The following is a 25,738-nucleotide window of genomic DNA, read 5'->3' on the forward strand; positions in this document are numbered from 1 at the left end:
CTCAGACTGTACGGAGCTCTCCGGCGACGCGCACTCGTTGTGCCAGCCCGGCAAGTTGGAAGCCGGGACGCCCTCGTCCACGACGCATCCAGGTTTGGACAAGTTGCCGGCTGATGGCGTGGTGCCGTACCTGCTCGGGTGCCAGATGCTCAGCGGCAAGGAGGGTGGCGAGAGCGTCCTCGGTGCGGTTTCTGGCGCTCAGCGCCCGCGCAACCTCAAGGGCATGCCTGGTCTGACGTTCGATCGGCATGGCGCTGGTGTCGACCCGTTGGCCGAGGTCGATGGCGAACTCGATGTCTCCGAGGTCCATGGCGGTGGTCACTCGATGGATGCTGACGTTGGTGGGGCCGAATGCGGTCCAGAGGTGGTTTCCGTCGCGTCCGATGCGGCGGGCCGTCTCGTCGGCCTCGTTGAGGAATGTCTGGACCGAGGTCCTGTCTTCAGCGCGTGCCGCTGCGACGGAGCCCGCGAGGAGCAGGGTGCCGTAGACCGACAGGTATTCCGGCCCGGCGTCTGCCAGGCCCGGTTGTAGATGCGCGGCTGCATCGTTGGTGAGCTGGGTTGCTTCGGTGAATCTTCCGGTGGAGAGCAGGGTGTGTACGAGCGAGCGGAAGAGTGATCCTGTGACGACGGTGTCGTCGCTGCGTTGGGCTGCGGCGAATCCTCGTTCGGCGGCGATCCATGCCAGATCGGACTCGCCGAGTTTGGTAAGGAGCACGGCTGCTGCTTGGTAGGAGAGGGCAAGGAGGGCGAAGGCGCGCTGTTGGTTCTCGCCGGTGGTTGCCTGAGTGGTGGCCTGAGCGCCGGAGAGCAATTCCGGGAGCCTGGCGACCACGTAGCCGTAACGGGACTCCTGATAGGCGCTCCAGAGGGAGTCGACCGCCGCGGTGATCTCGCTGACGCCGGGCGGGTCGTCCGTTGTGGGCTGGGCAAAGGGTGATAGCTGCCGGTAGTTCAGCAACGCCTCGCGGAGGGAGGCAACTGTCTTCTTCCCGCTCTCGGCGTTCCATTCGAGCAGCGTGGGTTCCCCGACGAGGTCGCCGATAGTTACGTCGAGTGCCTCGGCCACGCGTCGGACCACAGACAGGCGATCAAGATCGATTCTGTTGTTTTCGATCTTGCTGAGCCAGTCGACGGTACGTCCAACGATTCCTGCCAGCACCTCTTGCGACATTCCGCGGCGACGTCGGTACCACGCGATCCGCTCACCGATGGTGAGTTCTTGTCCGATACCTCGCATGACTCGATCATCTCCGGCGTCGTCGATATGCCCCCGGAAAAGTATTCCAGGTTCAGTCGTGATCTTGGACGTACGTTTCATGCCAGAGCGATCGTCCGCAGGGGACAGGCTCACTATCAGGGAGGTAACCCTCGTGAAGATCTACGTGGACACGACCGGTATCACGTTCACGGTGGCGAAGAAGGCTGCGCCGAAGGTGGACGAGAAGGGCAATCAGCGGTCCGAGAGGGGAACGGGCCGTCCCATGTGGTCAACCCAGGTCGTCGCGCTCGACGAAACGGGCGGCGAGGTCATCAACGTCACGACGGTCGGTGAGATTCCGTCGGTGGAGGTTGGTCAGTTCGTCGCGCTCGAAGCGCTGGAGGCCAAGGCATGGGCGACCAACGGGCGTAACGGCACTGCGTTCCGCGCGGCGTCGCTGAAGCCCCTGACGAGTACCCCGGTGAGCAAGTAGCACTTCCCGCAAGCACCGGAACACAACGCCACAGTGTCCGTGGCAGTCCTCGACCGTTCGCGGTCAACATCCCACCTGATCCACGTACCGGTCCAGGAACATCGCTGGCTGTCCAGTGCTCCTGGCCCATCGGCCGACAGGCCGTAGCAACTCCGAAGTGTGGCGCGGGGCCGGTACTGGCTACCGAACCTGCCGGCCTCGCCGCCTTCCCAACCACTCCAACCCCTATCGAGAGGGGCGGGTTGACCATGTCCACTTCAGCTCTCGTCTTCGCCGTCGCGTTGGCGACCCTCGTGGGCGCGCACCAGCTCGCGGACCACATCGTGCAGACCGACACCGACGCCAACGCCAAGGCAGCCCCCGGCTGGCGCGGCTGGCGTCACCTGCTCATCCACGTCGGCACCTACCACGCCACCGCACTGTTCATGCTCATCGTCACGGCCGTCACCCTGGACGTGCCGCTCACCGTCACCGGCGTACTCGCGGGACTCGGCTTCTCCGCCGTCACCCATGCCATCCTCGACCGGCGCTGGCCGGTCCGCTGGATTCTGCAGCACACCGGCTCCGCCGCGTTCGCTGATCGCATGACACCGATCTGCGGCATGTACCTCGCCGACCAAGCCCTGCACCACGGCTGCCTCTGGGTGGCCGCGCTACTCATCGGCTGCCTCTAGGAAGACGCGCGGGGTCGGTACTGGCTACCAACCTGCCGACCCCACGCCATACCCAACCCATCCGACCCCTGCCAGGGAGGACAAGTCGTGTCCAAATCTACCCGAGGTTTCGGTTTCCGGCGTGGCTCCGGCACCGTGACCGTCATCGAGCAGAAGGTGCACCGCTCCTCGGAGCGCAACGCCCGGTTCGCCTTCATCATCACCGCCATCGTGGTCGGCCTGGCCACGATGAGCATCGCCTCCGATCGGATGCACCCGATCCTCGCCGGGCTGCTCGCCGCCCCGATCGCCACCGTCACGGGTGGCGTCGTGTGGGTGCTGGTCCGGATCTGGCCGGTCCTGCGAATCCTCTGGTGGTGGTTCTTCGAGATCACCGCCGCCATCGGGCTCACCTACGGGTGGATCGCCCTCGCGGACGCCACCCCCGCCGCCGTCACCTTCGGCATCCTCGCACTCCTGATCGGGGTTCCGGCCGCCGTGCCGTACCTGCGCCGCCGGGTGGAGGCACTGGCCTGGTGCCTCATCGTGCGGCACCGCCTACGGGTGTGCTTCTCCCAGTTCATCATCGCCAACAAGTCCGGCAGCCTGCCCCTGATCCTCTGGGCGCGCCCCACCCGCGTCGGGGAACGCGTCTGGGTCTACCTGCGCCCCGGCCTCTCCCTCGCCCGTCTCCAGGCGCGTCTGGGCGAGATCGCCGTGGCCTGCCATGCCACCACGTGTGTGGTCGAGCTGGCCAGCGCCAACAAGAACGCCGCGTACCTGCGGTTCGACATCAAACGCCGCGAGGTCCTCGACGCCGACGTCAAGTCCTCGCTGCCGAACCTCGTTCCGACCGGCATCCCCACCCAGACGGCACCCGGTGCGGTGCCCACGGCCCTGGACCTGCCCGACGTCCCGGCCGACCCCAACCCGATCGCCTCGGCCGCCAAGTCGGCCACCCATCCCAACGGCAAGAAGCCGACCAAGGCGGCCCCGGCCGAGCCCGTCGACGACGACCCCTGGGACTGAAAGGACACCCGTGATGAGCGCCGAGCTGTCCGACTACGACCTGTACGAGTGCAAGAACCGCCTTACACCCCGCGACGTCACCCGACACGCCGACCTGTGGGCCGCCGACACCAACAGCGACAACCACGCTCTGGTCGCACACCTGGAGGGCTTCGCCGGTCTGCTCATGCAGGCGTCGTACGCCCTCGTGCTCCAGTTCCTCGACAACAGCGGGGACCACACCCCAGCCGACGCCACCCAGGGAGAGGGTCTCGACCTTCTCACCCGGGCCTCGACGTGCGCCTACAACGCGGACCTGTTCGTCCAGGAAGCACACCACCGCACCGCCGTGGACCGGAACCCGATCACTGACTGACCCGAATTCGGCACCGACGCGGAGGAACGCCACGGCCTCCAAGCACATGCGTCCTTCGCGTCGGTACCGGCCGAATCTACCGCCAACCGGAGGCCCCGCACCATGACCACAACGCTCGCCCGTGACCCGCTGGACGCCGACCGGGTGCCGGTCGGCCCGCGACTGTCGATGTTCGACCCGATGTTCATCGGCATCGACGAGTTCGGCCACCACGTCACCCTCGACACCGTCTACCACAACCTGCTCATCGCCGGGGAACCCGGCGCAGGCAAGTCCGGCCTGATCAACCTCGCCGCCGCCACCGCCGCCCTGGCCGACAACACCCGCCTCGTGCTGCTCGACGCGAAGTTCGTCGAACTCGGCCCCTACGCCGACATCGCCGACGCGTTCATCGGCAACAACATCGAAGAAGCCATCAAAGTCCTACGACGACTGCTGACCGTCGCCACCAACCGCTACATATGGCTGCTCTCCCACCGCCGCCGCAAAGTCACGCCCGGCGACGGGCTCACCACCATCGTCACGATCATCGACGAACTCGCCATGTTCTCCACCGTGCTCGGCACCAAAGCCCAGCAAGAAGAATTCGAGGGCCTGCTCCGCGGCCTCGTGTCACTCGGCCGCGCCTGCGCGATGCCGGTCATCGCCGCCACCCAACGCACCTCCTGGGACATCATCCCCGCTTCACTGCGGGACCTGTTCGGCTACCGGTGCGCATTCCGCTGCACCACCAACGGCAGCTCCGACGTCATCCTCGGCCAGGGCTGGGCCGACCTCGGCTACACGGCCACCGACATCGACCCCGGTAACCGCGGTGCTGCCTGGCTGCTGGCCGAGGGCGGTATCCCGGGCCGGATCAAGTGCGCGTTCCTGACAGACGCGCAGATCTACGCCATCGCCGACTACGCCGCCTGGCTGCGGCGCCCGTCCGGCATCACCGTTCCCGCTCCTGCAATGCCCGTCACCAGTGATTGGGAGATCGCCGCATGACCATCCACGCTCGACCCGGCCGCCCGGTTACCGCGCGTGCCGCCGGCCATCGCCCCACCGTCACCCGCGACCACACCGTGGTCGGCACCGCCGCCCAGCTCGTCAACCTGATCACCAGGCACCGCACCGCCGGAACCCTCATCGCCATCACCACACCCCGGCCCCTGCCAGGCGACCGATTCCAGCTCGTCATCCGGCTCCGCGAACCCATCCGGGTCGCCTCCGTGGGCGACTACGCCCGTACCCGTGCCACCCGGCGTACCCGCATCGCCGTCACAGTCACCGCGATCACCGGCGTACTCGTCGGATTGCTCGCCCTTGGTGCGTTCTTGCTCGGCCAGCTCGCCGAACTCGCCACCGCCCACGCGGCGCCGACCCTCGGCCTTCTCGGCCTGGCCGCGCTTCTCGCCGGGCTCACCCGCCGATCCCGGCGGCACTGCCCCCGCTGCTGACCCGCCACGCGCACGACAACTGCATAGCCCTGAACAGACGACAGGACCGGCTCCACGCCTGCCAGCACGGCCGGTCCTGCCCTTCACCAAACGCCATCCCTGCAACGGAAGGACGTGGCTGCCATGAAGGCTACCCACCACCCGCCCACCCTCGACCACCAACCCGGCACGACACCCGCCGTCCTGCTGCGCGGTGCCGCCGCCTACCTCACCCGGCACGGCTGGACCCAGCACCAGTTCTTCGACCTTCTCGCCGACACCTGCGGGCCGTTCCCGCCCGCCTGCGCCTCCGGCGCCATCATGACCGCCGCTGCCGGTCGCTGCCTCGCCGAAGGCATCGGCACCCTCGACCCCGACGACCCCGAAGCGCGCACCGCGCTCACCGCGATGCGGGTCTTTGCCGACTGGCTCGACGGCGGCTATGTCCCCGCCGAAGGATTCCCGGCCAGCGCCATCGACGTCATCGGTGACTGGAACGACCATGACGGCCGCACCCTCGACGAGGTCGTCGAGTGCCTCATCATGGCCGCCGACGACTGGGACCGCATCCACACCACCGGGGGTGCCCGGTGAGCCTGTCCACCGTCAACGGTGTCCTGACATTCCCCCACACCACCCAGCCCACCAACGGTCGCGCTCCGCGTCGTCGGGACTTGGTGGAGAACGACGAGTACGCCGCGTTCGTGCGGCGCATCGTCCGCGCCTACGCCCGCCGGATCGCTTCGGGCGACATCGAGGCCCTGGCCGACATGACCGGCCTGTCCGCCCTGCTGGACGAGGCCATCACCGACGCCGTGACCGGCCTGCGGTCGCATGGCTACTCCTGGGCTGACATCGGCGCCCGCCTGGGCATCAGCCGCCAGGCCGCTCAACAGCGGTGGGGGGCAGACCGATGACCACTGCCGAAATCCGCAGCCCTGGCCTGGACAACCTGGCCGACTGCAACGCCATCCGCGCCGAGTTCTACGACCCCGCCGGGATCCGGCACGGCCTGCCTACCTTCCCGTTCCACTACGCCCCCGACGGGCTGTTTACCCGGCGGCAGCTCCGCGCCGAGGGCCTGCGCCCCGGCGGTCAGCCGATCGCCGCGCAAATCCTGTGGCGGCACCGCAAACAACTCCGCACCGCCTACCTGTACCGGCGGGACCTGGCCGCACCCAAACGCACCGCCAGCCCGGCCCAGCTCGCCGCGATCGGCAAAGCGCTGCTCGCCCGCCGGACCTGCCGCACCTGCGGCGTCACCCGCGGCTACTACATCCCGCGCCGGACCGGCGCCTGCCTCATCTGCGAACCCGGGAGGTGACCCCCATGCACAACCCACTCCGCACCCTGTTCCAGCGCCGCAACACCACCCACACCCAGACCGTCGACGAGCTGGGCTTCGGCTACTCCCGCACTGACACCACCCCGGCCGCCACGGCGGTACCCGACGGGGTCGACCTCTACTTCTTCACCGGCCGCACCCGTAGGGAGGCCCTGCGATGAGTCTGTTTGACCGGCACGACTCCACCACCGCACCCGGCTGCGTGTGGTGCATCGACGGGATGAGCCCTGCCGGAATCCATCCCGACCTCGGCCCTGTCCTGCGGCTGTGCCCGACGCAGCGGTGGTGCACCGAATGCGGCGACACGTCGGTGTTCCCGGCCGAACACGAAACCCTCGACGACCGCGTCAACGAACTGCTCGACGACGGCCTGGCCGCCGTCTGGTGTAGCCAGTGCAACGGCGTCATCGCCGTCGTACCCGCCACCAACGACGGAGGCATCCGATGACCCCGACCCCGCCCGTACCCGCGAAAACCCGTAGCGAACGGGTCGAGGGCCTGGTCCTGATCACCATCCTGCTGCTGGTCGCTGCGTTCGCTGGGGCGGCCTCCTTCACCCACGTCCACGACTGGACCATGTACAACACCCCGGCCGGGACGCCCGGCTGGTTCGGCTGGGCCAATGCCGTCATCTCCGAACTGGTCCCGATCGCGGCGCTACTCACGATCCGCCGACGCCGCCGTACCGGCAGCCCCATCGGCTACCCCCTGGCCCTTCTCATCGGCGCCGCCAGCCTTTCCCTGGCCGCGCAGCTCGCCGTCGCCAAACCCGGCCCGTCCGGCTGGCTGCTCTCCGCCGTACCCGCCCTGGCGTTCATGGCCCTGGTGAAACTAGTCCTCGCTCCAGCCACCCGGCCACCAAACACCGCGCCCACCATCGGGGCGAACACCGAACCGGCCACAGCCACCGCGTCCGTCGACAACGTCACCCCGGCGCCGATACTCACCGCACCGCCGGCCAGCACGGACCGTCATCCCACGGTGGAGATTTCCGGCCCGGCTGATGTCGGCCGCCCGCATGATCACCGTGCAGCACCGGCAAACCTCCACCCAGCCACTCACCGCCGACGAGCTGGCGGCCCGGCTGAACACCACCCCGGCCATCGCGGGACGGCTCCTGGCCACCATCGACAACCCCGCCCCGGTCGCCCGGGCCAACGGGCACGTCCCGGCCCTGGACGGTGCCCGATGACCGCCATCCAGGTCGACGTCCACCACTACACGCACACCTGTCCGGCCGACCCGGAACCCCACCCGTACGACACCCGCCGCTCCGTCATCGCGGTCAACCCCGGGGGGCAGTGCCGCCGCCCCGTCACACTTCGGACCGGCACCACCACCGTCACGATCGCATGCGGCCGTCGCGTTCCCCGCGAGCAGCAGTGCCCGGCCTGCCGCATCACCGTCATCGAACACACGGTGACCTTCACCCACACCGGCCCCGACCAGCGGGCCACGCAACCGATGCCAGGCGGCCTGGCCGAACAGCCCTGCACCTCGTGTGGGCAGCCCCTCGCGGCCGTCCTCACCGAGCTGGGCAGGCACCTGCTGTGCCAGCCCCGGCGTAGCCCGCAGCACCCGCGCTCTGGGGTTGCTGCCTGATGGAGTCGACGCTGGACCTCGCACCCCGGGAGCAGTCTGCCCGGGGTGTGGGCTCGAATGTCGAACCCGCTTGGACCCCACCGCCCGCCGCGTCATCCGCCGCCGGGCAGGCCCTGGCCCGCGCGTCCCGCCCGGACTACTTCGGCTGGCTCGCCCACGTCCAGGCCGCTGGCGGCTGCACCCGCCCGATCCGGCTGTCCGGCACCCTCGACACGTACGACCGGACCGGCAACCTGCTCGACTCCCGGCACACCGATCATTTGCCCGACGCCGCGATCTACAAGGCGTGTGGCACCCGCCTCGCCTCGACCTGCCCCTCCTGTGCCCGCACCTACCAGCGCGACGCGTTCCAGATCCTGCGCTCATTCCTGGTCGGCGGCAAAGGCATCCCCACCACCGTCGCCCGGCACCCGGCCGCGTTCCCCACCTTCACCGCCCCCTCCTTCGGCGCGGTGCACACCCGCGTCGTACGTGAGCACACCTGCACCAACCGCAAACGCTGCGACTGCCGCCCCGAGCCGTGCCATGCGCGCCGCGACGCCGGTGACTGCGAGCACGGCAATCCCGCTGTCTGTTGGGCGCGCCACACCCTCGACGACCCGATCTTGGGGCGCCCGCTGTGCCTGGACTGCTACGACCACGACCACCACGTCGTCTGGAACCTGTACGCCACCGAGCTGTGGCACCGCACCAAGCAGGCCGCCGACCGCTACCTCGCCCAGCTCTGCGCCAGCCGCGGCCTGCCCCCGGTCGCCAAGACCACCACGGCGGGCACGGTGCGCATGGTCGCCCCGGCGCAGCTCACCCACGGCAAGGCCGCCGAGATGCAACGCCGCGCCGTCGTGCACTTCCACGCCCTGATCCGCCTCGACGGCGTCCACCCCGACGACCCCGACACGGTCCTCATTCCCCCGCCGGGCGTCGACGTCGACGACATCATCGCCGCCCTCCAGCACGCCGTGCGCACCATCCGGTTCACCACGCCGCCGCACCCGGACCGGCCCGACGGGTGGGAGATCCGATGGGGCGACCCGGACAAGGGCTTCGACGTTCAGGCCCTCACCTTGGGCGGGGACGGCAGCATCACCGACGACCTGATCGCCGAACAGGTCGCCGCCCAGAAGGCCGGCTACCTCGCGAAGTACACCACCAAGAGCACCGAGGCCACCGGCTTCTCCTCCACCCGCCTCGACACCGACACCATCGGCATTTACGCCGACCCCGACGGCGACCACATCGCCCGACTCCTCGACGCCTGCTGGCGCCTCGGCCGCCCCACACCCCAGCCCGGCGACAGCCGCCAACTCCCGGCCGCCCATCGGCCCGCGCCAATCCACACTGGTCCGTTCGGTGAGCCCTGGGACTGCCCGGACTGCGGCACCCACACCCGCTACCGCGCCTGCCCCGTCTGCGTCGCCGAACGTCAAGCCAACCTTGACACCAAACCGACGAACACGACCCAGGGCACCAACCCGTATGCACGGCTGCGCCGCTGGGCACACCGGTTCGGCTTCGGCGGCCACTTCCTCACCAAGACCCGCCGCCGCGTCGTCCGCTTCGCCACCCTGCGCGACACCCGCGTGGCCTTCCGGCGTGCCGAGGACCGGGCCGACGCCGACCCCGGCACCGTGCGTGCCGTCGACCACCAGGGCGAGGAGACCACCCTCATCGTCGGCACCCTGTCGTTCGCCGGAGTCGGATGGCACAACAACGGCGACGCACTCCTTGCCAACACCGCTGCCGCGATGGCCCGCGCTCGACACGAAACCGGCCGCGACGAGCTGGCCCACGAAGCTGGTTCCGCCCAGGCACGCCCCCTGCAAGCCGCCTGACCCATCCCCACCAGGAAGGAACACCGTTGACCGAACCGCAGCGGAAGGCCCTCTACCGCATTCCCGAAGCCATGCGGCAACTGAGCCTCAGCCGCTCCGTGATCTACGAACTCATCCGCTCCGGCCGACTGCGCACCGTCAAGGAAGGCCGGACCCGACTCGTCCCAGAGTCGGCCATCACCGAATACGTCTCCCTGCTGGAACGGGAGAGCACGAGAGGAGTCGCCGCATGACCAAACGCCGTAGTCGCGGAGACGGCGGACTGCACTGGGATGAAGCGCGACAGCGCTGGATCGCCTCAGTGACCGTCGGCTACACCCCGGCAGGCAAGCGCATCGTCCGCAAAGCCAGCGGCAAAACCAAAACCGAGGCGAACAACGCACTCCGGAAGAAGATCCGCGAGTACGAGGACGGGCTATCGATCGCCCACAACGCATTCACCGTCGCCGACGCCTTGGCCGATTGGCTGGCCTACGGGCTGAGCGGAAAGTCCGCGAACACCGTCGGCAACTACACTGTGCTGTCGCGGACCCACATCGCGCCGGACCTCGGCGCCCGGAAACTACGCGACCTCACCGCGAACGACATCGACCGGTGGCTAGCCGCCAAATCGAAGATCCTCAGCACACGCACCCTGCGCCTGCTGCACTCGATCCTCAACCGCTCCGTCAACCGGGCCATGGCCCGCGACAAGGTCATGCGCAACGTTGTCAGCCTGTGCAACGTGCCCTACGGGCTCGACGGCCGACCGTCGAAATCCCTGACGTTCGATCAGGCCAAGGCGCTGCTCGCCGCTGCCGAGCGCAGCACCCTGCACGCGTATGTCGTGCTCTCGTTGATGACCGGTGCCCGTACCGAGGAGCTTCGCGCACTCACCTGGGCACACGTCGACCTTGAAGGGCAACCGGACGCCGATCCGCCGATCCCGCCCTCGGTCCACGTCTGGCGCTCCATACGCGTCGACGGCGACACCAAGACCCGCAAATCGCGCCGCTCCCTCGCGCTGCCCGCCCGCTGCGTCCAGGTCCTCACCGACCAATACGAACGCCAGGGCCAACCCACCGGCGACGCGCTCGTCTTCGCCAGCAAAGCCGGAACCCAACTCGACCGACACAATGTCCTGCGCGCCTTCCGACCCGTCATCAAAGCCGCCGGGCTCAACCCCGCCCAATGGACACCCCGCGAGCTGAGGCACAGCTTCGTGTCGCTGCTGTCCGACAACGGCATGAGCCTCGAAGAGATCGCCGACCTGTGCGGGCACTCCGGCACATCCATCACCGAGAGCGTCTACCGTCACCAGCTGCGGCCAGTGCTGCTCAACGGAGCCGTCGCCATGGACCGCATCTTCGGCCCGCACGACACCAACCGCGCGTAGTCACCGCGTTAGTCACCCGGGAGAAAGCGTAGTCACCCAGTTAGTCACCCAGGAACGAGAAGAGGGCATATCCATCGATGGGATATGCCCTCTGACCTGTGTCGGGCTGACAGGATTTGAACCTGCGACCCCTTGACCCCCAGCATTGTTACATTTCTATCAAGGAATGTCAGCATGCATCTTTATGTACGCAGAATCGGACAGAACGACACCACCGTGCCGCCCGATATCACCCAATCCTGGAGAAGTTGATCAATGCTGTGACCAGGAGTGTGACCACACCCGATCAAGTGCGGCGCCTGCCACTTCATCCAACGCAATGCCCCGATGGAGCGAAGGGGCGCTTGTGTCACGGAGTACGCGGGGAATACCTGACACCGGCATGAGAATGCCGACGGAAAAGGGGTTCAGACGGGCGGACTGGGCGGCAGCGTCCACCACTTGACATCCCATGAGACGAGCACCTCTCCCCCGCAACCCATCTCGGGAAATTGCACCGCGTGAGCTGTCGTGACGTAAATGTATCGCATAGCGGAGGAACTCAGCCTGCCGTCTTCAGGCTTCGGTCAGGTCGTCGGTCACCGGGCTTCGCCGAGCGTGTCAGCTTCAGGGTCTTCGCCGCGTGCGGATCTGCGGAACTGGGGGTGATCGAGATCCATCTGGTTGGCGGCGTGCAGTCGGACTGGGTAGCGGGTTCGCCGGGTCCAGCCGAAGGACTGGGTACATAGGCGCGCGGTCATATGCGCCAGTGCGGGGCGGATTCAGGCGGTCGAAGCATTTGCCTCTACGAGTTCGGTGAATATCTCGGCGGGCTTCTTCCAGTTGTGGATCTTACGGGGTCGGTCGTTGATCTCGGAAGCGACCATCGCCAAGTATTTCGGGTCTGAGGTGATCGGGACGCCCTTCGGGAAGTATTCGCGCAGGATGCGGTTCAGGTTCTCGTTGCTGCCGCGCTGCCAGGGTGAGTGCGGGTGGGCGAAGTAGACGGGCAGCCCGGCCGCGGTGATCCGGGCGTGTTGGGCCATCTCAGCGCCGCAGTCCCAGGTCAGCGACCGGGCGATCTGCCGCGGCAGCGTGCCGGCGGCAGCGATCACCGCGTCGCCGACGGTCAGCGCATCGCGGCCGGCCAGGGGGACCAGGACCACGAACCGAGAGGTTCGCTCGACCAGTGTCGCTACCGCGGACTTGCCGGCCTTGCCGATGACCAGGTCGCCTTCCCAGTGGCCCGGTACCTGCCGACCTTCGACCTCGGCGGGGCGTTCGTCGAGGTAGCGAGGCTCGCGGATACGCGGCGCCGGCTGCGGGCGTGGACCCGAGCGGCGGGCCGTGCGGCCAGTGCGCAGCGCGAGCAGCTCCCGGGCCAGGGTGGACACCGGCCTGGGCGTACATCCACTGGTAGATCGCTTCGTGTGACACCCGTACAGCCCGATCGTCGCGATAGTCGTGCGGCAACCGACCCGCGATCGACGCGGGCGACCAGCCCGTAGGCAGCAACTGCGTCACGACCGCCCGCAGTCGCGGTGCCCGGTCGACCGCGTATGTCTTCGGCCGCCGCCGGCCCGCGGTCGCGGCCCGCTCCGCGGCGACCGCCCGGTATCGCGCACGGCCGCCATGGCGGGCTACGTCCCGCGAGACCACCGACGGGTTTCTGCTTATCAACACGGCGATCTGCTTGTACTCCAGGCCCTCGGCCAGGCCCCGGGATATCTTCACGATCTGCCAGGGTCAACATCTTGCGCACGGGCGGGCATCCTGTCCCACCGACCCGCCAAGATCAAATGCTACGACCGGCTGAACTCGCCATTTCGTTACTGACTCGCCGTCGCAGCGCGGGTGACGAGTGCGGGCCGGCTGTGTTTGTTCAGTAACATGTGGAGGTCGCTGACGGGGGCGGGTTTGGCGAAGTGGTATCCCTGGGCGAGGTTGCAGTCGAGGGCCCGCAGGCGCTCCGCCTGGGTGGCGGTTTCCACCGCTTCGGCGATCGTGACCAGGCCGAGGCTTCGGCTGAGGTCCAGGATGGCGCGGATGAACGCGATCTCGCGGGTGCCGCCGTTGTCGATCTGGTGAGCGGTGAAGGAGCCGTCCATTTTGAGGATGTCGACGGGCAGTTCTCGCAGATAGGCCAGGGAGGAGTAACCGGTGCCGAAGTCGTCGATGGCGATGCGTACCCCGCGCTCGCGCAGTTCCTGCAGTTGGGCGGTGACCGTGGCGGCGTCGGTGACGGAGGTGACCAGCACGGTCTCGGTGATCTCGACGATCAGCGCCCGGCCGGGTAAGGCGCAGGCGTCCAGCAGGTTCAGCAAGTGTGCGGCGAACAGCGGGTCGCGCAGTTGGTGGGCGGAGACGTTGACGGTGACGGCAATCTGGTGCTCGGCCCAGAGCCGGCGCAGATCCGTGCAGACCTGGCGCAGCACCCAGTCACCGATGGCGGTGATGGCACCGCTCTGCTCGGCCAGCGGGATGAAACGGTCGGGCGGGATGCGGGTGCCGTCGGGGCGGGTCCAGCGCAGCAACGCCTCCGCGGCCGCGACGTCCCCGGTGGCCAGGTCGACGATCGGCTGATAGTGCACCTCGAATTCGCCGGTCTCGACGGCGTGGTGCATCTGTGCCACCAGTTCGGCGTTGGCGAGCCGTTCCGCGTGTACCGCGGGATCGAAGACGGCGACCTGATCACCGCCGCCCGTGCGGGCGACGCGCAACGCCAGGTCGGCGTCGCGCAATGCTGGCGAGCACGGCTGCCCGGCGGGCAAGGCCACGGCACCGATGCTGGCACCGAAGCGGCGGGCGGTCAGCCCCCGTACCCGATAGGGCTGGTGAACCGCGGCGAGGATGCGCGCGGCCATCTTGCCGCCGTCGCGGTCGTCGTCGGCGGCCGGCGCGCACACGGCGAACTCGTCTGCGCTCAACCGGACGACGGCGGCGTTGCTGGGCACCTGCGCGCGGATCCGGGCGCCGGTCTCGATCAGGATCGCGTCACCGGCCTGATGGCCGAACGCGTCGTTGAAGTCCCGGAACCCGTCGAGGTCGACCAACAGCAGGACCCGGTGCTGGGAGCTGGCTTCGTCGAGGCGGTCCTGCAGCACGACGCGACTGCCCAGGCCGGTCAGCGCATCGAGATGGGTACGCCGGTTGAGCAGCGTGGCCAGCTGCGACAGCCGGACGATCAGCAGCACGGACATCGCGGCGCCAAGAATCCCCAGCACGATCAGCCGCCCCGACTGGCCGGCGGGCAGGGCGGAGGCGGCGATGCTGACGGTGCTGAGCGCGCTGACACCGAGGGCCAGCGACACGTAGGTCGCCAGCCGGCGCCGAGATGCCGGTGACGGGTTGGCCGGCATGCTGCCGGTGCTGCGTGCCATCGAGGGGTGCAGGGCCGCGCCGCCAAGAAGCAGATACGTCCCGAGCCAGCCGAAGGCGGTGAGCGTGTCACGGCTGGTACCGGCCAGCAGCGAGACGTAGTTGGTGGTGTCGGTGGCCACGAGCAACCCCGCCGCGGCGACCATGAGCCGATAGGCGGGCGTGCGTACCCGGGAGATCACCACGACCCGTACGGTAAATACCAGGATCAGCAGGTCCAGGCTCACGTACAGCAGGTAGCTGCCCAGACGCAGGCCGGTGAACCGGCCGTCGAACAGCAGCGGTGCCACCACCAGCGTCCACAGCACGGCGCCGCCGCCGAGCGCGACGATCCCGGCGTCCACCGCGCCGCTGCGCCGCTCGGCGGGCCGGACCCACCAGTAGATGCTCGACGCGGTCAACACCAGCATGACCAGATAGCAGGCGTCACCCCAGGACGGGAACCGTGGCTCACCGGCGGGCCCCGTCGCCAGCGCCCAGCCCACCTGTGCCAGCAGCGACATGGCCACCGCCGCCGCCAGCAGCCACCAGGTCGCGGGCCAGACTGGGCGGTGCCGGCGCGCGCCCACGGCCACCGCCACGATGAGCGAGGCCGCCAACGCCACGTACACCCAGGTCCGCACGGCCGGGGGCAGCAACGTCCCGCCCACCAGCGCGACAGCGCCCACGCCGAGGTACCAGCGATGCAGGCCGCCGCCCCCATCGGTGCGTGCCGGGCTGTGCGTCAGGTCGCGGCTCACATCCCATGGATAACCGCCCACGGTTGTCACCCAGGTGCGGGTCCGGATCACCCACGGTGTGACGGATCAAGGCGGGCGCGGATCGCGACGCTCCAGGGTTCGCCGGGCGGCGGCCGCGGCCAACTGCTCGCGAGCGCGGGCCCTTGTCACGAACACCCGCGTCACCAACACTCCTGCCGTCGGCTACGGCGATGCCGCTTACCCACGCCCTGCCAGCCATCGACGCGACCGGGCCGCTCTTACCGTCGGTATAGGCATCGCGATCATGGACCTAGTGGGCAGCCAGTGGCAGTTTCAGCTGTTCGTACCGCCGGACAGCGTCGGGATGGGCCCGTAGGTAGTCACGAAATGCCAGTACATCGGTGAGCCGTTGAGAGCCGGTCGGAACGAGATGTAGGTGGTGCGTGCGATGTTCCGGGGTCGGCTTGCAGAACCAGTGCATGACATCGTGCCGATGAGGGGCATGGCAGTAGCTGGGCTCCGCCAGCAGATCGACGCACGGGCGCGGCGAGTCGAGGTCAGCGACGCCGATCATGATGTCGATGATCGGCTTGGTCGTCAGACCCGGGACGGCCGTGCTGCCAACATGGCGCATTCCGCCCGAGACATGAGACCCCAGCACCTCGGTCAGGATCTCGGCTTCCCGCTGAAAGCCAGCCGGCCAGGCGGGTCATAGGACGAAAGACGGATCGGTTCGTCGGTGGCCTGGGAGTCAACGTCGCTGTCATGCGTCATGGCCCCAGCTCTCGGGCCTGGGTCTCGGCCACCATCGCGGCTGCGGCGGCCTGCTCTGGCGGCAGCCGACGCCCGTCACGGTCACTCTTCATTGATTCACGATGTTCAATGTCATCGCTCACCGTGCCCATTCCGTCGGATCTCAGCCCAGCACCGCACGCTCAAGCGTTCCCCAGAGCTGAGACACACTCTGCCTCGGTGAGAACGCCCTTCTGTGCGGGCTCGTGTGGGACGCCGGTCCTGTAGGTCGGGCCGTTGGGCTCTGCCGCTCAACGCGCTTGGGGCGCAGCTTTGAGGTGCGGATAGTTCAGTACGGTTGAAGCAGGCAGGGGTGAAGCGTTACCACTGCTGACGGTGTGGTCGCGGATCTGGTGCGGTCGCGGCTGCTGACAGGGTGGGCCGACGGGGCGCGAGGTGTCTCTCAGCAGCAGCCGATTGCGGGGGTGCCCGGCAGTCCGCTGTCGTATCACTTGACGGTGCTGCGTACGGCGGGTCTGATTCGGTCCGTCCGGCGCGGCCGGTGAGTCGGTGACACCTTGGCCACGGACGTCGGCCACCGGTTGCACCTGGCGTTGCCGGTGCTGAGTGCCGTCGACCCGCTGATCCCGGCCGATAGTCCGGTGGGTGGGTGTGATGGGCACAATGCAGACGATGCCCGCGCGCCGTACGGCGTGGCGGCCCCTGCTGCTGGCCGCCGCGGCCGGTGCCTGGCTGCTGGCGTACTTCGGAAACATGCCGCTGTGGGATCTGCTGGTCTACCGGGTCGCGGGTCTGGCGGAGGACTCGCGTCTGGGTAGCGGGGTGCACTTCTTTCTGGCCGACACGGTGAAAATCGTTCTGCTGCTGACCGGGATCATTTTCGTGGTCACGGTGGCCCGTTCGTTTCTGAGCCTGGAACGTACCCGGGCCCTGCTCGGCGGCCGCCGCGAAGGCGTGGCGAATCTGGGCGCGGCAGGGCTCGGCGTCGCTACCCCGTTCTGTTCCTGCTCGGCGGTCCCGGCGTTCATCGGGTTCGTCGCCGCCGGGGTGCCGCTGGGTGTCACCTTGTCGTTCCTGATCGCCAGCCCGCTGATCAATGAGGTGGCGGTGGTGCTGCTCTACGGCATGTTCGGCATCAAGATCGCCCTTCTGTACGTCGGATCCGGGCTGCTGATCGCCACGGTCGCCGGGTACGTGCTGGGCCGCGTCGCCCCGCCGCGGTGGGTGGAGCCGTTCGTGTTCGCCACCACCCTGCGCGGTGTGCCCGTGGTCCCCGGCCAGCGGCTGTCGTTCGACGACCGGCTCGCGCTCGGCCGTGAGGAGGTCGCCAAGATCCTGCGCAAGATGTGGCCGTACCTGCTGGTCGGCATCGGGCTCGGCGCGGTCATCCACGGCTGGGTACCGGCGGATTTCTTCGCCCGGTGGGCCGGCGCCGGTAACCCGTTCGCGCCGCTGGTGGCGGTGGCGCTCGGGGTGCCGCTGTACTCCAACGCCGCCGGGGTGCTGCCACTGGTCGAGGTCCTGCACGCCAAAGGCGTGGCGATGGGGACCGTGCTGGCGTTCATGATGAGCGTCGTCGCGCTGAGCCTGCCCGAACTGATCCTGCTGCGCCGGGTTCTCAAACCTCAGCTGCTGGCCGCGTTCGTCGGTGTTGTCGCCACCGGGATCCTGGCGACCGGTTACCTGTTCAACGCGATTCTGTAGGAGCGTCTGCCATGAACATCAAGATCCTTGGTTCAGGTTGCGCCAATTGCCACACGTTGGAGGCCCGGACCCGCGAAGCCCTGGCCGAGCTGGGCATGAGCGCCGAGGTCACTTCGGTCACCGACTACCCCAGCATCGTGGGCTACGGGGTTTTGAACACCCCGGCCCTGGTGGTAGACGAGCGGGTGGTGCTGTCCGGGCGGGTGCCGACCACAGCACAGGTTGCTCAGCTGCTGAGCGCGACGGTCTCGCAGCGTTGACCAGGAGGTCATCGAGGGGGCTGTGGCTATGGATGCCTGGAGCCCGCTGAGCACTACCACGGTCAGGGGCTCGCGGTGTGCGTGGACTGAGGCGGTGAGGGAAAGCTGGCCGTGACGAGCGTGGGCGCGCCGGTTCAGATGTCGCCGTGGCGGTCTGCGACCACGTTCTGGTCACCCAGCCGGCCGGCTGAGGTGATCTCCCGGGCGCCCGCTTGGCCACGCGACCGACGTGGGCAGCCTCATTGCCGGTGCAGTAGGGCGGTGACGGGGCATCCTGGCCGTAGCTGGACCGGGGGTTTCCTCCAGGCGCGCGATCACGGCCACCCCGACGCAGGCGAGGGCAGCTACGCCCGCCCTGGGATGGGCCGAGACCAGGGGCGGGATCACGGGCGCAGTGGCGGGCTGAGATGGTGGCACTGCATCCGACGAGTCCGGAGGAATCATGATCTTGGCGAGTATTCCCAGTCCCGCCCGTGGCGTGTGGCATCTGGGGCCCCTCCCGATTCGTGCCTACGCCCTGTGCATCCTCGCCGGGATCATCGTCGCCGTCCTGATCACGCGGAAGCGGTGGGCCGCCCGGGGCGGGCGGGCCGACGACGTGCTGGACATCAGCGCGTGGGCGGTACCGTTCGGGATTGTCGGCGGCCGGCTTTACCACGTGATCACCGACCCGGAGTTGTACTTCGCCGCGGGCAGGCAGCCGATCAAAGCCCTCTACATCTGGGACGGTGGCTTGGGCATCTGGGGCGCTGTCGCGCTCGGCGGGCTCGGCGCGTGGATCGGATGCAAGCGCTGCGGGGTGAAGCTGTCAGCGTTCGCCGACGCCCTTGCCCCGGGACTGGTGCTGGCGCTGGCGATCGGCCGGTTCGGTAACTACTTCAACCAGGAGCTCTACGGCGCGCCGTCGACACTGCCGTGGGCGCTGCGCATCGACGCGTCGCATCGCCCAGCCGATACGCCTGACCTGGCCACCTACCATCCGACGTTCCTGTACGAGTCGCTGTGGTGCGTGGGTGTGTTTTTCCTGCTCCTTTGGGCCGAGAAGCGGTTCCGCCTCGGTTACGGACGGCTGTTCGCCCTCTACGTCGCCGCGTACACCCTTGGCCGTGTCTGGGTGGAAGCGTTGCGGGTCGATCACGCCAACCGCATCCTGGGCCTGCGCCTGAACATCTGGACCTCCATCCTGATCTTCACCGCCGCTGTCGTCTTCCTCGTCCTTGCCCGGCGGGGTCAGCCAGCCTCCGTCGCCAGCGGGCGGGCCGCCGAGGACGACTCGGTGATCGGGGACGACGAAGCTCACTCAGGCGGCGGTGATGCCCCGGGCGACGACCTTCAGCGCAAGGCCGCGAAGTAGGGAGGTACGACGGGGGGTACGGCCCGTTCCGCGCCAGACCTGCCACCACGGGGTGAAAGACGGCGGCCTGTGCTGCTGGAGCTGGGTTCTTTGTCAGCCGGGCCGTCCGGCGGCCGGCGGCGACGGGTCAGGTGTGATGGATGCGCTGGTGTGATGGATGCGCTTGGTTGGCTTGCCTGTGCGCTGCGGGGGCGGGGCCGGTCAGTTCGTGGTGGTGTGGTCAGGGCGGGTGACGCAGGTCGGTGGTAGGTGGAACCAGCGCAACGCCTCGAAGTCCGGTGGGAGGCCGGTGGGGTCGCCGTCGATGCTGTCGGGCCGGCTGCTGATCAGTTCCGTGGCGTGGCGGAGGTATCCGGCGAGGGCTTCCTCCCCGGCGGTGCGCTGCTCTGCCGGGCCGGTCAGGATGCCCTGCGCGGTGTAGCGCAGGTCGTCCAGGCGCAGCGACGCCACCGTCGTGGCGTGGTGGTGTCGCCATAGTCCGGTGTGCGGGTCGAAGCGGTAGTCGCCGAGCAGCCGGTGTCCTGCGGTGGCGATGAGCTCGACCGCGTCGATGAGGTAGTCGGCGACGGTGTCGGAGATGAAGTAGTTGAAGTTGATCCGGGTCCAGCCGGGCTTGATGCCTTCGCAGCCGTGCCCGATCTCGTCGCGGAACGCCTGGGAACGTGCCGGGTCGATGGCGAGGAGCCGGTGACCGTACGGGCCGGCGCAGGAGCAGCCGCCCCGGGCCTGGATGCCGAACAGGTCGTTGAGCAGTGCCACCACGTAGTTGTGGTGCAGGTACTTTTCGCCGTGTCGCAGGCGCAGCGACACGATGGGCAGCCGGTGCGCGCGTTGGTCGCCGAGTACCTCGATGTGGGGGTTGGTGGCCCAGCGGAGCAGCGCCCGCCGCCACAGCCGTTGCTCGCGGGCCTGGATGGTCTCGGTGCCGACGGCCTGTTTGAGAGCAACGACGAGTCCGGCGCGGATCGATTCAACGATGGCCGGGGTGCCGCCTTCTTCCCGGGCGACGGGATCGTCGAGGTACCGGTGGCCGACGGGGTCGACGAACGCGACCGTGCCGCCGCCGGGGTTGGTCGGTACCTGGTTGGTGACTAGGTCGCGGCGCACGACCAGGACGCCTGGTGTCTGCGGTCCGCCGATGAACTTGTGCGGGGACAGGAACACCGCGTCCTTGCCGTCCCCGGCGCCCGGCGCGGATTCGGTCATGCGGATCGGCACGTACGGTGCGGCGGCGGCGTAGTCCCAGAACGACAGCGCTCCGTGGGCGTGCAGCAGCGCGGCGACCGTGTCGGTGTCGGTCAGGATGCCGGTGACGTTGGAGGCGGCGGAGAAGCTGCCGATCCGTAGCGGCCGGTCGGCGTGACGGGCGAGTTGGGTGGCGAGGTCGGCGAGGTCGATGTGCCCGTCCGGATCGGCGCCGATCTCGACCACGTCGGCGTACGTCTCGCGCCAGGGAAGTTCGTTGGAGTGGTGCTCGTAGGGGCCGACGAAGACCACCGGCCGGTCCCGGGCCGGGATCTGGTCCAGGAGGCGGTAGCGGCGGGCAGGGCCGTCGGGCAGCCGCAGTTCCAGGATGCCGACGAGCTTGTTGATCGCGGCGGTGGCGCCGGAGCCGCAGAAGACGACGACGTGCTCGGCGCTCGCGCCGACGGCGTCGTGAATGATCCGCCGTGCGTCTTCGCGGAGCCGGCTGGTGGCCAGGCCGGTGCCGGAGGATTCGGTATGGGTGTTGGCGTAGCGGGGAAGGACGTGGTCGCGGATGGCATCTTCGATGAAGTCCAGGGACCGGCCGGAGGCGGTGTAGTCGGCGTAGGTGATCCGACGTGGACCGTACGGGCCGTCGAGGATCTGGCCCTCGCCGATGATCCCGGCCCGGATCCGTTGGATCAATTCGGCGCCGCCGGTGGTCTGCACGGTGGTGTTCGCCCGCATGTCAACGCTCCTTGGCCACACGAGGCCGGACGTACCCAGCAGATCTTGCCGGGAGCGGCAGTGGCAGAGACGCCGGTCCTGACCGGCCAGGCCCTTCGCCCTCGACGTTGCCCGGACCACCGCGACCCGATGCCGCTATGGATGTCCCTCGAGCGTGAGACACGCGGTCCCACTCGCCCGCAGCCGCGGCCGGGCCGTTCCTGCTCGTCGGCGCGTACCCGGTCGCCTCTGGGACGCTCATCGGGAACCGCCCTCATGCTGCCGGCGCTCCGGCAGCCAGCGGAGGTACTCGATGTTGGCGAGCAGTTCCAGGCGCCGCCACAGCACGCTGCCGGGTACTGCCTGGCTGGGGTGGCGGTGCACCGCGTCGAACTGGCGGGTCCGGTCCACGGGCACGGTGAGGTCGATCTGGTCGCTCTGGTGGCCGGTGAAGGCGGCGCCGTACTCGGCGTTGAGTATCTGCGCTACCCGGGCGGGCAGCGTCCAGCCCAACACGGGCAGGACGGCACGGGCCGCGGCGCTCAGGGCGGCGGCTGTCGCCGCGCGGTGGTCGGGGTGGCCGGTGACGCCGCCGGGATCGAACACGACCAGCCCGTCCGCGGCGACCTGAGCCGCGGTGGCGGCGACCTGGGCGGCCAGCACCGGCGGGGGAACGGTGGCCAGCCGGCCGTCGGGGTGATCGAGCAGTTCCACCGTGTCCACGCCCAGCGCCTGCGCCGCGGCGTGCAGCTCGGCGGCGCGGACGGCGGTCAGGTCGCCGGGCACGCCGTGCAGGGTGGACGCCTCGCCGTGGGTGAGGCACAGCACCGAGACGGTGGCGCCGTGGGCGGCGAACGCGGACAGGACCGCGCCGAGGCCGAAGGACTCGTCGTCGGGGTGGGCGACCACCGCGAGCACCGAGTGCCAGGCGGGCACGCCGTCAGGTGCCGCTGGGCGGGTGCCTGCGAAGGGTCGAGTGTGGGGGGTGGTGTTCATGGCGGGCTTCCTGTGCGGTGGCCGGGTGTGGGTGGGAGCCGACGTCGACGTGCCGGCCCCTACCCGGATGTTGTCTCACTTGCGGCAGGTGCAGCGGTCCTTTTTCGGCACGCCGGCGAGGGCCTGCTCGATGTGCTGGCCGCAGCCGGAGTACGTCGCCTTTCCGCAGGTCCGGCAGGTGGCACGCACACACATGATCATCACCTCCCTTCGGTGGGAAGGCCGGGAACCGGGGCGATGGCCGGACCGGCCGGTCGGCGTCAGGACAGGGCGATGAACAGCTTCTCCAGCTGCTGTTCGGTCAGGGCGGGCTGCGCTCCGTGCTGGCGGGCTGCCTCGCACTGGCGCATGCCGGTGGCGATGATGGCGAAGCCGGCCTTGTCCAAGGCCCGGGACACGGCCGCGAGTTGGGTGAGTGTCTGCGCGCAGTCAGCCCCGTTTTCGGTCATGGCGATGACGGCGCCGAGTTGGCCGTGTGCGCGCTTGAGGCGGGCCAGTACCTGGTCCGAGATGATCCCGTCACCGGACATCCGCCCCGGCACGTCCGTCGCCTCCTTGTCCGTGGTCATCGCGCAGGTCCTCCGCTGTGGCCGGTGCCGGCGGTCCAGGTGCGGTAGCCGCCGTCGAGGTTGATCGCCGAACGGCCCAGACCGTTGAGCAGGGCGGTGGCGGTGTGGCCACGCAGGCCGACCTGGCAGTAGACGATCAGGTCCGTGGCGGGCAGTTCGTCGAGGCGGGCCCGGAGTTCGTCGACGGGCACGTTGAGCGAGCCGGGGATGTGCCCGCCGGCGTGCTCGGCGCGGGTGCGGACGTCGAGCAGGACCGCGCCGGCGGCGACGGCGTCGGCGACCTCGTGCCACTGGATGCTGCGTTCACCGTGCTGCTGGTTGTCGGCGATGTAGCCGAGCATGTTCACGGGGTCCTTGGCGGCGCCGAACGCCGGGGCGTAGGCGAGTTCCAGGTCGGCCAGTTCGTCGGCGGCCAGCCCGGCGCGCATGGCGGTGGCGATGATGTCGATGCGTTTGTCGACACCGGCTCCGCCGACGCCCTGGGCGCCGAGGATGGCGCCGTCGGCCGGGTCGAACAGCAGTTTCAGTGACATCGGCTCGGCGCCCGGGTAGTAGCCGGCGTGCGAGGCCGGGTGCGTGTGGATCGCCCGGTACGGCCGTCCGGCGGCGCGAAGCCGTTTCTCGTTGGTGCCGGTGACCGCGACGGTCAGGCCGAACACCTGCACGATGGCGGTGCCGAGCCGTCCGCCCAGGCGCACCGGGCGTCCGGCGATGGCGTCGGCGACTAGGCCGTGTCCTGTCGATCATCGAAGCCAGATCAGGGCGGCGACGAGCAGTAGTGATGAGCGGTAGAGGGCGGCGCGTTTGGCGTAGCGGGTGGCCAGCGCTCGCCATTGTTTGAGCCGGTTGAAGCAGCGTTCCACGACGTTGCGTTGCCGGTAGACCTGCTTGTCGAAGGCCGGTGGTCGCCCGCCGCGGCTGCCCTTGGCAGCACGGCGGGCGACTTGGTCGCAACGTTCAGGAATGGTGTGGGCAATCCCTCGGCGGCGTAGCCCGTGGCGGGTGCGGTCGTGGGCGTAGGCCTTGTCCGCGATCAGCATGTCCGGCTTCTTGCTGGGCCGTCCCGGTCCGCCGTTGTGCACCGCTATGGCGTCGAGCAGCGGGAACAAGTGCGGGTTGTCGTTGGCCTGCCCTGCGGTGAGCAGCACGGACAACGGTCGGCCACGGCCATCGACGGCCAGGTGGATTTTGGTGGTCAGGCCACCCCGCGAGCGGCCCAGCGCCTCACCGTCCTGCGCTGGTATCGCGATGCCGCCGGCAGATCCCCCTTTTTGCGGGCTCCCGCAGCGTGCTGATGGGCACGCACGATGCTGGAGTCCACGCTGATGATCCATTCAACCGGCTGGCCGTCGTCGTAGACCTGCGCACGGGCCAGGATGGAATCCCAAGTCCCGTCATCGGTCCACCTGCGCAACCGTTCATGACAGGTCTTCCACGGCCCGTACCGTTCCGGCAGGTCCCGCCACGGCGCCCCAGTGCGCAGCTTCCACAGGATCCCGTTGATCACCTGACGATGATTGCGCCATCGCCCCGACCTGCGGCCAGGCTCCGGTAACAACGGTTCGATCACCGCCCAGGCCTTGTCCGTCAGCTCACCACGCCCAACACCCGACACATCAACCAGAACTGATCAACTGATCGACAGGACACGGCCTAGGCGGCCCTGGCGGTTGGCGGTGTTCGCCAACGGGATCAGCGCCGGCCCGCCACCGACGGCGTCGGGCTTCTCGACGGCGTCACCGACGGCGTAGATGTACGGATCGCTGGTCCGCATCGCCTCGTCGACGACGATCCCACCGCGCGCACCGATGCTCAGCCCGGCGGCACGGGCCAGGCCGGTCTCCGGGCGTACCCCGATGGCCAGCAGCACCACGTCGGCGTCGAGCAGTTGCCCGTCGGCGAGTTCCACGGCGTCGGGCAGGACCTTGCTCAGCCCGACGCCCAGACGCAGGCCCACCCCGTGTGCGGTCAGTTCGGCGTGCACCGCGGCGACCATCTCCGCATCCAGGGGGGCCAGCACCTGGCTGCCCAGTTCGACGACGGTGACCGCCAGGCCGCGGCGGGTCAGGTTCTCCGCCGCCTCCAGTCCGATGAAGCCACCACCGACCACGACCGCCGTGCGGGCACCCTCGCCCAGCTCGGCGATCATCCGGTCCGCGTCGGTCACCGAGCGCAGCACCAGGGCCCGCTCGACGCCCGGCAGGTCGGGCACCACCGGCGCCGCGCCGGGGCTGAGCACCAGCCGGTCGTAGGACTCCTCGTACTCGGCGCCGGTGTCCACCTCACGGACCCGCACCCGGCGCCGGTCCCGGTCGATCGCGAGGACCTCGGTGTGGACCCGCACGTCGAGATCGAACCGGGCGCGCAGGCTGGCCGGGGTCTGCAGCAGCAGCGCGTCCCGCTGTTCGATCACGGCGCCCACGTGGTAGGGCAGCCCGCAGTTGGCGTACGAGACATGCTCACCGCGCTCGAACACCACGATCTGGGCCTGGGGCAGCAGCCGGCGCAGCCGCGTCGCCGCCGACATCCCCCCGGCCACTCCACCCACAATGATCGTTTTCACCGGTATCCCCCGTGATTGATCCGTCAAGCTCGTACCAGTTCAAGGTACCCCCGGGGGTATTTCCTCGGTAGGGACCTAAGTCCCGGCCACCGGACCACACTCCATATCCGGCCAGGCAAAGCCGGCGAAGGCGTCGGGGACGTCACCGGACCCAACAGCCGGGCGGGCACCACGCGGCGCGGACCGCGGGCCGGCCCTCCTCGTTCACAGACCTCGACCGCCCACCCCACTGTTGGGCATCGCAGGCATGTCGCCGAGCCGAAG

Annotated in this window: 28 protein-coding genes and 1 pseudogene; 18 read left to right on the forward strand and 11 right to left on the reverse strand. The window is 69.0% G+C overall.

What is annotated here, in order from left to right:
• Nucleotide 1: 1 nt before the first annotated feature.
• Nucleotides 2-1,321, reverse strand: coding sequence for a helix-turn-helix domain-containing protein (locus ACMCNO_RS22720; RefSeq protein WP_412751482.1), 1,320 nt, complete (start codon nt 1,319-1,321; stop codon nt 2-4).
• A 52-nt stretch (nt 1,322-1,373) separates the two neighbouring features.
• Between ACMCNO_RS22720 and ACMCNO_RS22725 the strand changes: the two genes are divergently transcribed.
• From ACMCNO_RS22725 to xerC, 15 genes are all read left to right on the forward strand, one after another.
• Entirely contained in the window at nt 1,374-1,694 is a 321-nt protein-coding gene (locus ACMCNO_RS22725; protein ID WP_412751483.1) for a hypothetical protein, read from the forward strand.
• A gap of 248 nt (nt 1,695-1,942) precedes the next feature.
• On the forward strand, nt 1,943-2,368 hold the full coding sequence (locus ACMCNO_RS22730; protein WP_412751484.1) for a DUF3307 domain-containing protein: 426 nt from the start codon (nt 1,943-1,945) through the stop codon (nt 2,366-2,368).
• Between the two features lie 87 nt (nt 2,369-2,455).
• Complete coding sequence (locus ACMCNO_RS22735) at nt 2,456-3,376, forward strand: hypothetical protein (RefSeq protein WP_412751485.1); 921 nt, start codon at nt 2,456-2,458, stop codon at nt 3,374-3,376.
• Nucleotides 3,377-3,389: 13 nt separating this feature from the next.
• Entirely contained in the window at nt 3,390-3,731 is a 342-nt protein-coding gene (locus ACMCNO_RS22740; protein ID WP_412751486.1) for a hypothetical protein, read from the forward strand.
• A 102-nt stretch (nt 3,732-3,833) separates the two neighbouring features.
• On the forward strand, nt 3,834-4,721 hold the full coding sequence (locus tag ACMCNO_RS22745; RefSeq protein ID WP_412751487.1) for an FtsK/SpoIIIE domain-containing protein: 888 nt from the start codon (nt 3,834-3,836) through the stop codon (nt 4,719-4,721).
• Complete coding sequence (locus ACMCNO_RS22750) at nt 4,718-5,173, forward strand: hypothetical protein (RefSeq protein WP_412751488.1); 456 nt, start codon at nt 4,718-4,720, stop codon at nt 5,171-5,173. The genes ACMCNO_RS22745 and ACMCNO_RS22750 overlap by 4 nt, the downstream gene beginning before the upstream one ends.
• Nucleotides 5,174-5,296: 123 nt before the next feature.
• The gene (locus ACMCNO_RS22755; RefSeq protein ID WP_412751489.1) at nt 5,297-5,746 is read left to right on the forward strand and encodes a hypothetical protein; all 450 of its coding nucleotides are present in this window, start codon (nt 5,297-5,299) and stop codon (nt 5,744-5,746) included.
• 2 nt (nt 5,747-5,748) lie between these two features.
• Nucleotides 5,749-6,069 carry a hypothetical protein gene (locus tag ACMCNO_RS22760; protein ID WP_412753775.1) on the forward strand — a complete coding sequence of 107 codons (321 nt, stop codon included), beginning with the start codon at nt 5,749-5,751 and terminating at the stop codon, nt 6,067-6,069.
• On the forward strand, nt 6,066-6,476 hold the full coding sequence (locus ACMCNO_RS22765; protein ID WP_412751490.1) for an RRQRL motif-containing zinc-binding protein: 411 nt from the start codon (nt 6,066-6,068) through the stop codon (nt 6,474-6,476). The genes ACMCNO_RS22760 and ACMCNO_RS22765 overlap by 4 nt, the downstream gene beginning before the upstream one ends.
• A 5-nt stretch (nt 6,477-6,481) precedes the next feature.
• A complete protein-coding gene (locus ACMCNO_RS22770) occupies nt 6,482-6,658 on the forward strand; it encodes a hypothetical protein (RefSeq protein WP_412751491.1) in 177 nt (58 codons plus the stop codon).
• Entirely contained in the window at nt 6,655-6,945 is a 291-nt protein-coding gene (locus tag ACMCNO_RS22775; RefSeq protein ID WP_412751492.1) for a hypothetical protein, read from the forward strand. The genes ACMCNO_RS22770 and ACMCNO_RS22775 overlap by 4 nt, the downstream gene beginning before the upstream one ends.
• Complete coding sequence (locus ACMCNO_RS22780; RefSeq protein ID WP_412751493.1) at nt 6,942-8,099, forward strand: hypothetical protein; 1,158 nt, start codon at nt 6,942-6,944, stop codon at nt 8,097-8,099. The genes ACMCNO_RS22775 and ACMCNO_RS22780 overlap by 4 nt, the downstream gene beginning before the upstream one ends.
• Nucleotides 8,099-9,931, forward strand: coding sequence for a replication initiator (locus tag ACMCNO_RS22785; protein WP_412751494.1), 1,833 nt, complete (start codon nt 8,099-8,101; stop codon nt 9,929-9,931). The genes ACMCNO_RS22780 and ACMCNO_RS22785 overlap by 1 nt, the downstream gene beginning before the upstream one ends.
• A 26-nt stretch (nt 9,932-9,957) precedes the next feature.
• A complete protein-coding gene (locus ACMCNO_RS22790) occupies nt 9,958-10,164 on the forward strand; it encodes a helix-turn-helix domain-containing protein (protein WP_412751495.1) in 207 nt (68 codons plus the stop codon).
• Nucleotides 10,161-11,306: a tyrosine recombinase XerC gene (xerC, locus tag ACMCNO_RS22795; RefSeq protein WP_412751496.1), complete on the forward strand. Its 1,146-nt coding sequence runs from the start codon at nt 10,161-10,163 to the stop codon at nt 11,304-11,306. Before ACMCNO_RS22790 ends, xerC begins: the two co-directional genes overlap by 4 nt.
• Before the next feature lie 578 nt (nt 11,307-11,884).
• On the opposite strand, the gene ACMCNO_RS22800 is transcribed toward xerC, so the two are convergent.
• The 4 genes and pseudogenes from ACMCNO_RS22800 to ACMCNO_RS22815 form a co-directional block, all read right to left on the reverse strand.
• Entirely contained in the window at nt 11,885-12,046 is a 162-nt protein-coding gene (locus tag ACMCNO_RS22800) for an RNaseH domain-containing protein (protein WP_412751497.1), read from the reverse strand.
• Nucleotides 12,047-12,067: 21 nt separating this feature from the next.
• Nucleotides 12,068-12,679, reverse strand: coding sequence for an IS30 family transposase (locus ACMCNO_RS22805; RefSeq protein WP_412751498.1), 612 nt, complete (start codon nt 12,677-12,679; stop codon nt 12,068-12,070).
• A 435-nt stretch (nt 12,680-13,114) separates the two neighbouring features.
• Nucleotides 13,115-15,403, reverse strand: coding sequence for a putative bifunctional diguanylate cyclase/phosphodiesterase (locus ACMCNO_RS22810; protein WP_412751499.1), 2,289 nt, complete (start codon nt 15,401-15,403; stop codon nt 13,115-13,117).
• A gap of 271 nt (nt 15,404-15,674) precedes the next feature.
• Nucleotides 15,675-16,061 (reverse strand): annotated as a pseudogene (locus tag ACMCNO_RS22815) (GrpB family protein); the annotation flags it as partial.
• Between the two features lie 710 nt (nt 16,062-16,771).
• On the opposite strand from ACMCNO_RS22815, the gene ACMCNO_RS22820 reads away from it, so the two are divergent.
• From ACMCNO_RS22820 to lgt, 3 genes are all read left to right on the forward strand, one after another.
• Nucleotides 16,772-17,821, forward strand: coding sequence for a permease (locus ACMCNO_RS22820; protein WP_412751500.1), 1,050 nt, complete (start codon nt 16,772-16,774; stop codon nt 17,819-17,821).
• Between the two features lie 11 nt (nt 17,822-17,832).
• A complete protein-coding gene (locus tag ACMCNO_RS22825) occupies nt 17,833-18,081 on the forward strand; it encodes a thioredoxin family protein (RefSeq protein WP_412751501.1) in 249 nt (82 codons plus the stop codon).
• Nucleotides 18,082-18,523: 442 nt separating this feature from the next.
• Nucleotides 18,524-19,435, forward strand: coding sequence for a prolipoprotein diacylglyceryl transferase (gene lgt / locus ACMCNO_RS22830; protein WP_412751502.1), 912 nt, complete (start codon nt 18,524-18,526; stop codon nt 19,433-19,435).
• A gap of 201 nt (nt 19,436-19,636) precedes the next feature.
• On the opposite strand, the gene ACMCNO_RS22835 is transcribed toward lgt, so the two are convergent.
• The 6 genes from ACMCNO_RS22835 to ACMCNO_RS22860 all read right to left on the reverse strand — a co-directional run bounded on the left by ACMCNO_RS22835 (nt 19,637) and on the right by ACMCNO_RS22860 (nt 25,474).
• Nucleotides 19,637-21,367, reverse strand: coding sequence for an aminotransferase class V-fold PLP-dependent enzyme (locus ACMCNO_RS22835; RefSeq protein WP_412751503.1), 1,731 nt, complete (start codon nt 21,365-21,367; stop codon nt 19,637-19,639).
• A 237-nt stretch (nt 21,368-21,604) separates the two neighbouring features.
• The gene (locus ACMCNO_RS22840) at nt 21,605-22,282 is read right to left on the reverse strand and encodes a PIG-L family deacetylase (RefSeq protein WP_412751504.1); all 678 of its coding nucleotides are present in this window, start codon (nt 22,280-22,282) and stop codon (nt 21,605-21,607) included.
• Nucleotides 22,283-22,602: 320 nt separating this feature from the next.
• Complete coding sequence (locus tag ACMCNO_RS22845) at nt 22,603-22,872, reverse strand: metal-sensitive transcriptional regulator (RefSeq protein ID WP_412753776.1); 270 nt, start codon at nt 22,870-22,872, stop codon at nt 22,603-22,605.
• A gap of 35 nt (nt 22,873-22,907) precedes the next feature.
• Entirely contained in the window at nt 22,908-23,609 is a 702-nt protein-coding gene (locus tag ACMCNO_RS22850; RefSeq protein ID WP_412751505.1) for a rhodanese-like domain-containing protein, read from the reverse strand.
• Between the two features lie 45 nt (nt 23,610-23,654).
• Nucleotides 23,655-24,526, reverse strand: a protein-coding gene (locus tag ACMCNO_RS22855; RefSeq protein ID WP_412751204.1) for an IS5 family transposase whose coding sequence is annotated in 2 segments (ribosomal slippage) — nt 23,655-24,143 and nt 24,146-24,526 — 870 coding nt in all. Because the reading frame shifts where the segments join, the coding sequence is not laid out codon by codon here.
• Nucleotides 24,527-24,541: 15 nt separating this feature from the next.
• Nucleotides 24,542-25,474, reverse strand: a complete 933-nt coding sequence (locus ACMCNO_RS22860) for an FAD/NAD(P)-binding oxidoreductase (RefSeq protein WP_412751506.1) — start codon at nt 25,472-25,474, stop codon at nt 24,542-24,544.
• Nucleotides 25,475-25,738 lie beyond the last annotated feature (264 nt).

The sequence above is a fragment of the Krasilnikovia sp. M28-CT-15 genome (assembly GCF_047159595.1).
In the GTDB taxonomy this organism is placed as follows: domain Bacteria; phylum Actinomycetota; class Actinomycetes; order Mycobacteriales; family Micromonosporaceae; genus Actinoplanes.